Source organism: Candidatus Thiothrix phosphatis (assembly GCF_035668035.1).
GTDB classification, from domain to species: domain Bacteria; phylum Pseudomonadota; class Gammaproteobacteria; order Thiotrichales; family Thiotrichaceae; genus Thiothrix; species Thiothrix phosphatis.
In genome coordinates this window covers 13,713-27,076 of the sequence record NZ_JAYMYJ010000019.1, presented here as the reverse complement: position 1 = coordinate 27,076, position 13,364 = coordinate 13,713, and the positions used below count along the sequence as shown (strand labels likewise).

At 60.8% G+C, this 13,364-nt stretch carries 11 protein-coding genes; 8 read left to right on the top strand and 3 right to left on the bottom strand.

Annotation, left to right across the window (positions count from 1 at the left end):
• Positions 1-204: 204 nt before the first annotated feature.
• Together VSS37_RS02340 and VSS37_RS02335 are read left to right on the top strand one after the other, a co-directional pair.
• Complete coding sequence (locus VSS37_RS02340; RefSeq protein WP_324693014.1) at positions 205-393, top strand: MerR family transcriptional regulator; 189 nt, start codon at positions 205-207, stop codon at positions 391-393.
• A gap of 15 nt (positions 394-408) precedes the next feature.
• Positions 409-936 (top strand): MerR family transcriptional regulator, encoded by a 528-nt coding sequence (locus VSS37_RS02335; RefSeq protein ID WP_324693013.1) that lies wholly within the window; start codon positions 409-411, stop codon positions 934-936.
• 17 nt (positions 937-953) lie between these two features.
• On the opposite strand, the gene ppk2 is transcribed toward VSS37_RS02335, so the two are convergent.
• Positions 954-1,775 (bottom strand): polyphosphate kinase 2, encoded by an 822-nt coding sequence (ppk2, locus tag VSS37_RS02330; protein WP_375339119.1) that lies wholly within the window; start codon positions 1,773-1,775, stop codon positions 954-956.
• 299 nt (positions 1,776-2,074) lie between these two features.
• On the opposite strand from ppk2, the gene VSS37_RS02325 reads away from it, so the two are divergent.
• From VSS37_RS02325 to VSS37_RS02300, 6 genes are all read left to right on the top strand, one after another.
• Positions 2,075-2,332, top strand: a complete 258-nt coding sequence (locus VSS37_RS02325) for a BrnA antitoxin family protein (RefSeq protein WP_324693011.1) — start codon at positions 2,075-2,077, stop codon at positions 2,330-2,332.
• 235 nt (positions 2,333-2,567) lie between these two features.
• The gene (locus VSS37_RS02320; protein ID WP_324693010.1) at positions 2,568-4,976 is read left to right on the top strand and encodes a hybrid sensor histidine kinase/response regulator; all 2,409 of its coding nucleotides are present in this window, start codon (positions 2,568-2,570) and stop codon (positions 4,974-4,976) included.
• 276 nt (positions 4,977-5,252) lie between these two features.
• Positions 5,253-7,079: a phosphogluconate dehydratase gene (edd, locus tag VSS37_RS02315; RefSeq protein WP_324693009.1), complete on the top strand. Its 1,827-nt coding sequence runs from the start codon at positions 5,253-5,255 to the stop codon at positions 7,077-7,079.
• Between the two features lie 2 nt (positions 7,080-7,081).
• Positions 7,082-7,708, top strand: coding sequence for a bifunctional 4-hydroxy-2-oxoglutarate aldolase/2-dehydro-3-deoxy-phosphogluconate aldolase (locus tag VSS37_RS02310; RefSeq protein WP_324693008.1), 627 nt, complete (start codon positions 7,082-7,084; stop codon positions 7,706-7,708).
• Positions 7,709-7,819: 111 nt separating this feature from the next.
• Positions 7,820-8,659: an NAD-dependent protein deacetylase gene (locus tag VSS37_RS02305; RefSeq protein WP_324693007.1), complete on the top strand. Its 840-nt coding sequence runs from the start codon at positions 7,820-7,822 to the stop codon at positions 8,657-8,659.
• A 75-nt stretch (positions 8,660-8,734) separates the two neighbouring features.
• The gene (locus tag VSS37_RS02300; RefSeq protein WP_324693006.1) at positions 8,735-9,925 is read left to right on the top strand and encodes a peptidoglycan-binding domain-containing protein; all 1,191 of its coding nucleotides are present in this window, start codon (positions 8,735-8,737) and stop codon (positions 9,923-9,925) included.
• A 152-nt stretch (positions 9,926-10,077) separates the two neighbouring features.
• Here VSS37_RS02300 and nifA read toward each other — a convergent pair whose 3' ends face one another.
• Positions 10,078-11,649 (bottom strand): nif-specific transcriptional activator NifA, encoded by a 1,572-nt coding sequence (nifA, locus tag VSS37_RS02295; RefSeq protein ID WP_324693005.1) that lies wholly within the window; start codon positions 11,647-11,649, stop codon positions 10,078-10,080.
• A complete protein-coding gene (nifL, locus tag VSS37_RS02290; protein ID WP_324693004.1) occupies positions 11,646-13,241 on the bottom strand; it encodes a nitrogen fixation negative regulator NifL in 1,596 nt (531 codons plus the stop codon). Before nifL ends, nifA begins: the two co-directional genes overlap by 4 nt.
• Positions 13,242-13,364: the final 123 nt, after the last annotated feature.

Genomic DNA, 13,364 nt, shown 5'->3' with positions numbered 1-13,364 from the left:
CCAATAATGGGATCAGGAATACGTGATGCCTGCGATCAATCATACTGTCCGCCATGGGTTGGTTGGTTCAGCGCCTGGGTGGCACTGCGGTGAAGGGTAGGCATTTTAAACAGGAGCCGCACCAAGCGCCATCATCCCCTTGACCCGTCTACGGCTTCACACTTTAGCCTTACCCCTGTCCCAATCAACAACAGGAGAACATCAATGCAAAACAGCACGCTGAACAAAACCCAATGGGTGGAGCTTTTCCGCGCCGCCGGTCTGGATGAAGCCGCCATGCGCCAGTGGCATCGCCTGTTTGAGCAGCGTCACCCGGCGCAGCACCAGGCGTTCCTGGAATGGCTGCAAATCCCGGCGGAAGAGACGGCGCAAATCCGCCAAGCTTCCCGCTGACAACGGGGACAGCGGATGTACACCATCAGCCAACTGGCGAAACGTTTCGGCCTGTCGCGCAGCGCCCTGCTGCATTACGACGCGATTGGCCTGCTGCCCGCCTCTATGCGCAGCGCCAGCGGCTACCGTCTGTATACGGAGCAGGCCGTGCAGCGCATGACGCAAATCCAGGCTTACCGTGACGCCGGTTTGCCGCTGGCGGACATCCGCACCCTGTTGGCTTCCAGCACGGACAAACCCGCCGCCGTGCTGGAACGCCACCTTCAGGCGCTCAACCGCGACATCAGCCGGATGCGCCAGCAACAGCAGGTGCTTGTGCGCCTGCTTGGCTCCGCTTCCGCCCTGCGCGGCAGCCGCACCATGAGCAAGGAACGCTGGGTGGAAATGCTGCGCGCCGCCGGGCTGGACGAGGCGGGCATGCGAACATGGCACCGCGAATTCGAACAGCGCTCCCCCGAAGCCCATCAGGACTTTCTGGAATCGCTGGGCATTGGCGCAGCGGAAATTGCGCTGATCCGTGAGCATTCCCGCCAACCCGCCTGACCCACCCGTTTGCGCACTCAATAAACCTTTGGCACGTACAGCTCATCCGGCAAGGTGCGGCGCTCGTAGTTGGGGTTGAACACCCGCTCAGGCAAGGCGATTTTCTCGGTGGAAGTGTCCTCATATGGGATTTGCGAGAGGATATGCTCAATGCAGTTGAGGCGCTCGCGCTTCTTGTCGTTGCCTTCGACGATGTACCAAGGCGCTTCCGGGATATTGGTGCGCTCGAACATTTCTTCCTTGGCCTTGGTGTACTGTTCCCAGCGGACGCGGGACTGCAAATCCATCGGGCTGAGTTTCCACTGCTTCATCGGGTCGTGGATGCGGATCATGAACCGCAACTGCTGCTCCTCATCCGTGATCGAGAACCAGTATTTCAGCAGGATGATGCCGGAACGCACCAGCATGCGTTCGAATTCCGGCACGTCCTGAAAGAACTGCTCGACCTGGTCATCGCTGGCGAAACCCATCACCCGCTCGACCCCGGCGCGGTTGTACCAGGAACGGTCAAACAGGACAATTTCACCGCCGGAAGGCAGGTGCGGCACATAGCGCTGGAAATACCACTGGGTCAGTTCGCGGTCGCTCGGCTTTTGCAGTGCCACCACCCGGGCGACGCGCGGGTTCAAACGCTGGGTGATGCGTTTGATGACGCCACCCTTGCCCGCAGCGTCACGCCCTTCGCAAATGATCAGCACCTTGGCTTTGGTCTGTTCCACCCAGTACTGCAACTTGATCAGCTCGGACTGGAGGCGCAACAGGTTGCTGTAATAAACGCGGTTATCCAGCATGTCCGGGTGCTGGCGCTTGTAAAGCTTGCGGATTTCCTGACTGAGCATGGGTTCGTTGAACTCCATCTCAAACAGGTCATCCAGGGTGTCGTCCAATTCCGCCTGTAGCCAGTCGTGGCTTTGGTCTTGCTCCATGTTGTTGTCGTGCTCCATTTGCTTCCTCACAATTTCAAGATTGGGAAATAAAAATATCCCGGCCAAACGGGAAATGCTAATCCATTTTCATGACAGTGTTATGTTGGGCGGCAAGAATAGGCGTTGACTCTTGGCCTGTCTGTATGTACAAGAGCCAAGTACAGGGAAAATTTTATTTTGATCCAGATCAACGAAAACAATTGGCAGATAACATGAACGGACAGTATGACTTTGGCAATGGCCCATCTCGCGCCACCCTCAAGGGCAACAAGGAAAAGATCACCATCCGGCTGGACGCTGATGTCGTCCAGTGGTTCCGCGACCAAGTGAGGAACGGCGGCAATTATCAAAGCCTGATCAATGACGCCCTGAAGGCCCATATCAAGCAGGGAGGCCAGTCGCTGGAAATGACCTTGCGCCGCGTCATCCGCGAGGAAATGCAGCCGGGGAAAAAACAAGTGACCGCCTGATCACGCCACCGCCACGATTGGCCTGCGCCACCCCACCCATCAGCCCCCCGCGTCAGCCAACAGCACAAGCGTAGCGCGCCAGTGCTGGATTCCGCCACCGCCCCCTAAAACAGCCACGCCATGAATTAAGTTGGAAAAGCAGCCGGTCTGACCCGGCGGCCTTTCCGCAGGCTTGCTATACTTGCCAACAGTGATAGGGAGTAAATCTGAGGGTGCGCCAGGGGTGGGCTTCTATGTGAAAGCGAAATTGAGCGGTGACATTCCCGCCATGCGAGGCGTTATTTTGCCATGGCTATGCTGTTTGCTGTTTTTTCTGCCTGCACAAAGCCATGCGGAAGATGCGCTCTTGCTCCTGACCAACCCTACCGTTAGCGGTGAACCTTTCCGCGTCACCCAGCATTTCGAGATTCTTGCCGACCCCAGCGGCCAACTGAGTTTGGATGATGTGGCATCAGGCACCTACGACGCCCGCTTTTCCCGCAACCGGCTGGACGCGCTGGAACTGGGTTTCACCCATTCAGCCTATTGGCTACGGGCCAAGCTGGTCAACCGCACCCAGGAAACCAACTGGTATCTGCGTTTGCCGGGTTCGTTGTCCCAAACCGGCGACTTGTATGTGCGTCAAGGCGGCGTCTCGCAACCCTTCGCCAAAAACACCAGCCTCCCCTATTTCAAGGATAACCTTTACCACCTCAACCTGAGGCAGGATACGCCCTATACGCTCTACATGCGTATCCAGAACAACCAAGACCCGTTGTACCTGATGCTGGATATGCACACCGCGCCCGGCATGCTGCAACGGGTGGTGATGGAATACCCCCTGATCAGTTTCGTGTTCAGCGGCCTGCTGACCCTGGCGTTCTACAACTTCATGTATTTCCTGTACCTGCGTGACCATAGCTTTTTGGCCTTGTCGGTTTTCATCCTGACGTTTGCGCTGACGTTGGGGAACCACATGGGATTGCTGCATTATTTTGGTTCTTTCAAGGCGCTGTTCCAGCCGGTCAGCAACAGTGTGGCGCTGGTGGCGCTGGCCAGCTGCGCCAGTTTCAGCGTCAGCATTGTGTCCATGCAAACAACACTGCCCGGCATGTACCAAGTGTTTCGCGGCTACTTTTGGCTGGTGTGCCTGTTGGCCCCGGTGATCTCGCTCCTGCCATACGGGCTGATGCTGGTCGGCGCTTTGGCCAGCATACTGACCTTCCTGGTGGTGATGGCGCTGGTCATGTTGTCGCTGCGCGGCGTCAAACTGGCTTCATCACTGATTTTCGCCGTCCTGATCTTTGTGGCCAGCATCATACCGGCATTGTTAAGGACACTCGGGCTGATCGGGAATTATCCTTTCTTGTCAGAAGGGCCGTATGCGGGATTGTTGTTGTCGCTTGTCCTGCTGTCACTGACCCAGGCCGAGCAAATCCGCCAATCGCGGGAACAGGCCGAGCGCGTAGCCGCCGCCAACAAAGCCAAGGACGAATTTCTGACGACCATGAGCCACGAATTGCGCACGCCCATGAACGCTGTTGTGGGCGCAGGCAACCTGCTGAAAATCACCCCTCTTTCCGGCAAACAGCAGGATTATGTCCACAAGCTGGAAATTTCTGCCCACCACATGCTGGATTTGGTCAACGACATCCTGGATCTGGCGCGGGCGGACAGCAGCCAGCTGCGGTTGGAAAACATCCCGTTCACGCTGGACGACGTGCTGCACCAGACCGAGCAACTGCTGATGGAACAGGCGAACAGGAAACGGCTTGCCCTACAACAGGACAACCGTTTCCAACCGCCGCCCGGACGCTGTTTGGTGGGTGACCCAACCCGGCTGAAACAGGTGCTGCTGAACCTGCAAACCAACGCCCTCAAATTTACCGAGCACGGCCATGTCGTCCTGCAAGTCGCCCCGTTGCAAGCCTCGGATGATGAAGCCACGCTGCGTTTTTCCGTCAGCGACACTGGCATCGGCATCAGCGCGGCACAGCAACGGCAGTTGTTCCAGCCCTTTTCGCAAGCCGACAGCAGCACCGCGCGCCGTTATGGTGGCTCCGGCCTGGGGCTGGCCATCAGCCACAAGCTGGTCGCACGTATGGGCGGGACGCTGGAGGTGGAAAGCCATCCCGGCGAGGGGAGCTGTTTTTTCTTCACCCTACGCTTCCCATTGCAGGCGGAACCCCAAGTGGAAGCGGAAACAGCAACCGTCACGGCGGATTGGTTCTACGGGCACCGCGTGCTGCTGGTGGATGATGAACCCATGAACCTGTTTTTCGGCAGTGAACTGCTGAACGCCATCGGCGTCGACGTGATCGCCGTGGACAGCGGTGCCGCCGCCTTGGAACGCCTTGCCCAACAATCCGTCGAATTGGTGTTGATGGACGTCAGCATGCCGGGCATGGATGGCTACCAAACCACCCGGCAAATCCGCGCCCACCCCCGTTTTGCGGATTTGCCGGTCATCGCCCTGACCGCCCATGCCATCACCGGGGAGCGGGAACGTTGCCTGGCGGCGGGAATGGATGACTACCTGAGCAAACCGTTTGCGCCGGAACAGCTAAAGGCGCTGTTGCGGCGCTGGCTGAACACCACATCTCCGGGCAGGCGGCAAGCGCCCACAACACCGCTACTGGCATCAAACTTGCAGCGTATTTTTTGACAAAAACACTGGAAAATACCCGGCCTGCAACCCAGGCCGCCACCAATGCTGCAAGGAGTTGTTAAATGGGCAGTATGGTCATACCCGCTGAAGCGTTTGGCCTAGCCAGTTCCGGTGAAAGCGGCAGCCCCGCAATGCGCAAACTATTGCCAGCGCTGTTCCATCGTGATGCATCGGGGGCGATTCCGGCGCAATCACGCATCAGAAACATGAAACATCCGCACATACGCGCCCGGCGGCGCGCATTGCGCGCACTGTGCCTGGGAGAGGCTAGTCATGAACCAATACGAACGATTATGTGAAATCACCCGACGGATTGAGGAGCGCAGCCTTGCCGCCCGCACCGCCTATCTTGAACAGATTGCACATGCGGCAGTCAGCAACCCCCGCAGGCATTTGGGCTGCGGCAACCTGGCCCATGCGGTGGCGGCAGTCCCCGACTCCGACAAACTGCGGATTGTGGAGCACAAAGCGGGCAATCTGGGCATCGTCACCGCTTACAACGACATGCTGTCCGCGCACCAGCCGTTTGAGCATTACCCGGAACTCATCAAAGCGGCGGCGCGGGCGGTGGGCGGCACCGCGCAAGTGGCGGGCGGCGTGCCCGCCATGTGCGACGGCGTCACCCAAGGGCAACCGGGGATGGAGCTGTCCCTGTTTTCACGCGACGTCATCGCCCTGAGCGCCGCCGTGGCGCTGGCGCACCATGTCTTTGACGCCGCCGTATTCCTGGGCGTATGCGATAAGATCGTGCCTGGGCTAGTGATCGCGGCGGCCAGTTTCGGCCACTTGCCGTGCATTTTCCTGCCAGCCGGGCCGATGGTGTCGGGGCTGCCGAACAATGAGAAATCCCGGGTACGGCAAGAATACGCGGCGGGCAAGCTCGGGCGCGATGAGTTGCTGAAAGCGGAAATGCAGTCCTACCACGGCGTCGGCACCTGCACCTTCTACGGCACCGCCAACAGCAACCAGATGCTGATGGAGTTCATGGGCCTGCAACTGCCGGGCAGCAGTTTCATCAACCCAGGCTCGCCGTTGCGTGATGCGCTGACCATTGCAGGCGCGCAGCGGGCATTGAACATGACCGCGCACGGCAAGCATTACACCCCGGCGGCCTACATCCTCACCGCCAAAGCCTTCGTCAACGGCATTGTCGGCCTGAACGCCACCGGCGGCTCCACCAACCTGCTGCTGCATCTGGTGGCGATGGCGCGGGCGGCGGGCGTGATCCTGCGTCCGGAAGATTTCGCCGACTTGTCCGCCATCACGCCGCTGATGGCGCGGGTATACCCCAACGGCATGGCTGACGTGAACCATTTCCATGCGGCGGGCGGGTTGCAGTTCGTGATCCGCGAACTGCTGGCGGCTGGGCTGCTGCATGAGGATGTGGAAACCGTCGCCGGCCCCGGGCTGGATCTGTACACGCGGGAAGCGTTCCTGGATGAGGGTGGCAAGGCCGCCTGGCGGGACGGCGCAGGCGACAGCCACGACCTGGAGGTGGTGCGCCCGGTTGCAGAAGCCTTCCAGCCAACCGGCGGCCTGGTGCGGCTGCTGGGCAACCTGGGCGATGCGGTGATCAAGGTGTCGGCGGTCAAGCCGGACAAACACCTGATCGAAGCCCCCGCCAAGGTGTTCCACGACCAGAAAGAAGTGAAAACCGCTTTCGAGGCGGGCGAACTGGCGGGCGATTTTGTCTGCGTGGTGCGCTTCCAGGGGCCGAAAGCCAACGGCATGCCGGAATTGCACGGCCTCACGCCGATACTCGGCCTGTTGCAGGATCGCGGCCAGCAAGTGGCGCTGGTCACGGACGGGCGCATGTCCGGCGCCAGCGGCAAGGTTCCGGCGGCCATCCATGTCAGCCCGGAAGCGATGGATGGCGGCCCGATCGCCAAAATCCGCAATGGCGACCTGATCCGGCTGGATGTCGGCCAAGGGACGCTGGAGGTGCTGGCGGCAGGGTTCTCCGACCGTGCGCCAGAACAGGCCGACCTGAGCGCCAGCCATTCTGGGCTGGGGCGTGAGCTGTTCGCCATTTTCCGTTCCCATGTCGGGGCGGCCGCCCATGGCGCCAGCCCGTTATTCCCTGTTCCGGAAGGAGTATGAGCATGAAGCTTAAAGAAATTTGCGCACAAGTGCCGGTGATCCCGGTGTTGGTCATCAAGCACGCCATCATCGCCCGGCCACTGGCGGAAGCGCTGGTGGAAGGCGGCCTGCATGTGCTGGAGGTGACCTTGCGCACCCCGGCGGCGCTGGAAGTCATCAGCGCCATGAGCGAAGTGCCCGGCAGCATCGTCGGCGCGGGCACGGTGCTGACGCCAGCGGACGTGCGCGCCGTCAAGGACGCCGGGGCGCGGTTCGCGGTTTCGCCCGGTGCGACCGACAGCCTGCTGGCAGCGGCGCAGGAAGCCAACCTGCCGCTGCTGCCTGGTGCCGCCACGGTGTCGGAAGTGATGAAGCTGATGGCGTTGGGCTATGACATGCTGAAGTTCTTCCCGGCGGAAGCGGCGGGCGGCATCAAGATGCTCAAGTCCATCCATGGCCCATTGCCGGATGTGCGTTTCTGCCCGACCGGCGGGATCAGCGCGGACACGTTCGGCAATTATCTGGCCTTGCCGAACGTCCTGTGCGTGGGCGGCTCCTGGATCACCCCCGACGACAAACTGCAAGCCAACGACTGGGCAGGAATTCGGGACATCGCCCGCCAGACCGTCGAAACCGCCGCCCGGTTCTGAGCGCGCAGCTATCCGGCGCGGCGTAATGGCGACAAGCAAAACAGCCTGATTCGCCCATGCGCCCGCCAGCCTGCTATAGTCCTACCTGTACTTCAGGCAGGAAAAACCACCATGCATGAACCACTATCCGCAACCGGACACTTACAGGCTTTTATCGAACGGCATCCCCGTCTGCTGGTGTTGACCGGCGCGGGCGTCAGCCTGGATTCCGGCATTCCGACCTACCGCGACCACAATGGCGTGTGGCAAGGCGGCCCGCCCATGCAACACAACGATTTCATCCAGCACGAAGCGGTGCGCCAGCGTTACTGGGCACGCTCCTTCCTGGGCCGCACCACCATCGCCCGCGCCCGCCCCAACCGGGCGCACCATGCGCTGGCGCAACTGGAGCAAGCCGGGCACATCCCACTGCTGATCACCCAAAACGTCGATAACCTGCACCAGCAGGCGGGCAGCCACCAGGTTGTCGACTTGCACGGCAACCTGCGCGATGTGGTGTGCCTGGATTGCGGTGCGCACAGCCTGCGTGACGAGATGCAGGAACGGATTGCGCAGCTAAACCCGCAGCTCTCCGGCCTCCAGGCGGCGATCCGTCCGGACGGCGACGCCCTCCTGGAAGGCGAACATATCCGGCAGGTGCGCATTCCGGCCTGCCTCCGCTGCGCCGGGGTGCTGATGCCGGATGTGGTGTTTTTCGGCGGAACAGTTCCCAGCGCGCGGGTTGGGCGCTGCCTGGACGCCTTGCGCGCCGCCGACGCCCTGCTGGTGGTGGGCAGTTCCCTCAAGGTCTACTCCGGCTACCGCTTTTGCCTGCGGGCGCAGGAATGGGGCAAACCCCTGGCGTTGCTCAACCCTGGCTCCACCCGCGCCGATGGGGCCGCCGCCTTGCATGTCCGGGAGCCATGCGGCGAGGCGCTCGACGCCGTGGCCAGGCGGCTGGCAAGCGGCTGACCCTTACAAATTTTCAGCAAACCTGCCGGAATATTTATACACTGCGAACCTCAACAACCAACAAGGAGTCAGGGCATGGCGTTTCAGGACACAGCATTACGCAAGGCGTTCCCCAATGGCTTGCAGGGCGAGATCGCACGCGGGGCCAGCGGCACGACGGTGGTCGCCGTGCAATACGCGCTCGGGCGGCTGGGGCATCTGCATGACCTGTGCGACGGCAAATTCGGCGGCAACACCGAAAACGCGGTCAAAGCTTTCCAACTGGCGGTCAGCCTGCCGGTCACTGGCCGGGTTGACGCGGCCATGCTCTCAAAACTGGATGGCGTGGCCGCCCGCTTGGATTTGCGCACCCCAGCGATGAAAGCCACTGACCCGCTGGCGTACCTGTCCAATTTCCGCAGCCTGCGGATGCCGGAAATCCGCCTCAACAGCAGCAATGAGATTTTTTCCTGGGCCAGCCCGGCCATCCAGACAGCTTACGGCGTCTGGCTCGGCTCCTACTGGGAAGTGATGAAACAGAACCGGGTGGAGGCCGACTGCAAGGGCATGGCGCTGTTCCTGATGGACCAGTTCCGCAAACAGATCCAGGAAGACCGCTTCATCACCCTGCCCCACCCCGTCCTGCGCGGCGCGGCGGAAAAAAGCTGGATCGTGGCGACCCGCGACAAGACCCGTGGCTTTTTCAGCCGTTCGGACAGCGGCACTCAGGTCAAGCGCTCCGGTTACGAGGCGGTGCTGAATGTGGAAAAACTCGACCCCCAACAATCCATGCTGTATGGCGTGGCGGTGCATTATCCCGAAATCAGCGCCCATCAGGTGGCGCGCGCCTGCACCCGTGTGTGGGACTGGAACCCGGCGTTCAGCAATGGCGGCGACACCGGCAAGCCGGAAGTGCCGGTCAACCTGCTGCAACCCGGCAGCCTGGTTTTCATTGACCACACTGGCAATGGCAGTTTTGACCATACCGTCAATGTCATCAAGGCCGAGCGCGACAGCGCCAACCGCACCCGCAGGCTGGTGCTGGCGGTCGGCTCATTTGATGACGTGCGCGACACTTCCGCCGAAACCGAACCCAGCAGCCTGTCGCAGATCAACACCTATGCTGAAGAGGTGACGGTGGAACTGGACGCCGCCGGACGCATCAGCAATTCAACCGTCAGTTGGTCATCCGAACCGGATTACATCGTCGCGCCACGCTACAGCGCCCGCACCACCCTGATGGAGCAAAAACCGGGCGGCAAACTGATCATTGGCCGCTGGGGATAAGCAACAGGCGGGGAATGTTCCCAACTTACCCCGACTTGATGCAGGGATCGAAAAGCAGCCATAACACCTGCCAATTCAGGAAAAAGCGGCCCGCAGGCCGCCCATGAGTGATACAGATACCGTTGTTCAAGAAGAGGATCGCGCTTTCGGTATCAGATTTGCCGTACTTGAATATTTAGTGTTTGGATACGGTAGGCAATTTGTCGTGGCGTCATATTCAGCAATCGGGCGGCCTTGGCCTGCACCCACCCGGCTTCTTCCAGTGCGGCGATCACGCGCTCACGTTCATCCAGGTCGGGGTCGTTGAAATCGATCTTGGCCTTGTTTCCGGTGCTGCTGGTTTCCGCCACGGCGAAATGCTGGCTGCTGTCCAGCCCGCTGAGGCGGATCACCTGGGCGTCGATATGCCCGTCCGGGCTGAGGATGGCGGCGCGCTCCATGCAGTTTTCCAATTCGCGCACATTGCCCGGCCAGCTGTGGTGCATCAGGGAGCGGATGGCGCTGTCGCCGATGTCCAGCGGGCGGCCCTGTTTCTGGCTGATCTTGTTGACCAGGAAACGGGCCAGGTCGGGCACGTCCTCCAGCCGCTCACGCAACGGCGGCATGACGATGGGCATGACGTTGAGGCGGTAATACAAATCCTCGCGGAAATCGCCGACGCGCACTTCCTCTTCCAGATTGCGGTTGGTGGCGGCGATCACGCGCACGTCGACCTGCAAGGTCTTGCTGCCGCCGACCCGCTCGAATTCACCTTCCTGCAACACCCGCAACAGCTTGGCCTGGAACGCGGGGGTGATTTCACCGATTTCATCCAGGAACAGGGTGCCGCCATCGGCTTGCTCGAAACGCCCCTTGCGTTGGCTGACCGCGCCGGTGAACGCTCCCTTTTCATGCCCGAACAGTTCGGACTCCAGCAGGTTGTCAGGTAACGCGGCGCAATTGAGCTTGATGAAAGCGTTGTTGGCGCGCGGCGAATGGTAGTGGATGGCGTTGGCGATCAGCTCCTTGCCGGTGCCGGATTCGCCCCGGATCAGCACAGTGGTGTTCCATTTCGCCACCTGCCGCGCCTGTTCGAACACGGTCTGCATGACGCGGGTGCGCCCGATCAGGTTGCCGAAGCCATAATCACCCTTGACCTTGCGGCGCAACGAGTCACGCTCCTTTTGCAATTCCTGCCGGTCGTTGGCGACTTGGTTGGCGAGCACCACGTTCTGGCCGATCAGGTTGCCGACCATTTCCAGGAAACGGCGGCGTTCGGCCAGCAGGTGCAGCTCCGCTGGCGGTTGGGCAGCCAACACCCCGACGATTTCGTCGCCGCGCGCACGGATCGGCACGGCGATCAGCGGCAGGGCGGAATTGTAGACGCCCAGCCGGTCGAGGAACCGTGGCTCATCGGCCAGCTTGCGGATAATCAGGGGTTTGTCCATTTCCATGACCAGCCCCATGATGCCTTCGCCGGAACGGTAGCGCACATTGTCCACCGTCGGCTTGTCCTGCCGGTGCAGCTCCCACAACAGCAGGTCGCCGCTGCCATCGTCCAGCAGGCTGACCATGCCGTGCTCCAACTGCCCTTGCTCATGCAGGACGCGCAACACTTCACGCAGGCTGTCCGGCAGGTTCAGGGAACGGTTCAACACCTTGCTGACTGCGTAGATACAGGCCAGTTCGTCTTCCAGCAGGGTCAGGGTCTGTTCCAGTTGGGAGGCGTCGCGCCCGTCACTCATGCTTCGGCCTCACTACTGTAGCGGATGGGAAGGTTGACCAGGAAACGGCAGCCGCTGGCGTAATCCGGGTCAATGCGGATGCCGCCGCCGTGGCTGTTGACGATTTCCTGCGCCATGCTCAGGCCCATACCGGCCTTGCCGCGCCCGCGTTTCCAGCCGCTTTGGAAGGGTTCGAACACTTTCAGGCGCTGCTTGGCGGGTATGCCGACGCCGTTGTCGGTGATCTCCACCCAAATGGCGTCGTCCTTCACGCTGGTGTGGATGCGCAATTCCGGGTTGCGGCGCCCGGCTTCCTCCAGCGACAGCAAGGCGTTGTCCAGCAGGTAGTGGAACATGCGCCGCAAGGAGGATTCGCTGCCGGTGATGGTGGGCAGCACCGGCTCTGGCTTCCAATCGACCACGGCACCGACAGACAGCAGCCGGTCAGTGGAAATGACCAGCAAATCCTTGAGGATCTGGTTGATGTTGACCAGGAAGCGGCGCTCCTGCTCGGCTTTCGGCAGCACCCGGCGCATGGCGTCCAAGGCGCGCAGGGAGGAATCCAGCACCTGCCGCAGGATGGGGTACAGCGCTTCCGGCGAAGAGTGCGACATCGCCAACGCCGCCTGGATGACATTGATCGGCGTCTCCAGTTGGAAAATGGCGCCGGACAAGGTTTCACGGATGCTTTGGGTCAGTTCCTGTTCCGCGATCTGCACCTTCAGTTGCTGGATGCGGGCGCGCTCGGCCTCGGCTTTGCGGGTGGTGATGTCAGTGGCGACCAACAGCAGGTAGTGGCCGTTTTCAGCATCATTCCCGGCCTTGAAGTAATTCTGGGCGGCATGATCCAGTTCGTCGACATGGATGCCGGACACGGTGAACCAGCATTCAGCCCCATTGGGCGCGTCGAACCGCACCTGGGCGTCATTGAAACCACCGAAGGCATCGCCCCCATCCAGCCGGTCAGCCAAAGCCTCCAGGAACAGGTGGGCGGGTTCAGTGTCGCCAAAGCTCGCCTTCAGTTGTTTGTAAGCCTGGTTGTCAAGCAGCACATTATGTTCGCTGTCCAGCAAGACCACGATGGTCGGGGCCAAATCCAGAATGGTTTCCGACAAGACTTTCTGGTGCTTGAGTTCCTGTTCGAGCTGATGCAGGGTGGAAATGTCACGGTGCATGCCGAGGAAATTGGTGATGCGGCGGCCAGCATCCAACACCGGCGCGATATTAAGCTCCGCCAGATAGCTTTCGCCCGTCTTGGTGCGGTTGACCAGGGTGCCGCGCCACACTTTGCCGCTTTGGATGGTGCGCCACAGGTCGCGGTAAACCTCCAGCGGCGTGGTGTTGCAGGACAGCAGGGATTCGTTTTTCCCGCAGATTTCATCACGGGTGTAGCCGGTCAGGTTTTCAAACGCCGAATTGACGTAGAGGATGTTGGCACGGATGTCCGTGATGGAAATCGCCACGGGTGCCTGCTCCACGGTTTCAAGGATGGCCTGCAACGACAAGCCGGGCCCCACATGCTCAAAACCGGGTATGCCGGAAATATCCGCATGCAATTCGTTGAGTGGCGTGGCCAGAATCTGGTTCGGCATGGGCATGGCATCCTCGCTCAATAAGATTTTCCTAATGTTGCGAAGCAATAACTATGCCACTGGATTGGAAGGCGAAACAGGGAACAAATGAACCGCCAACCCTGCCTTGCAGAACAGTGCGTTGGAGAAAAATGGGCAATTTGT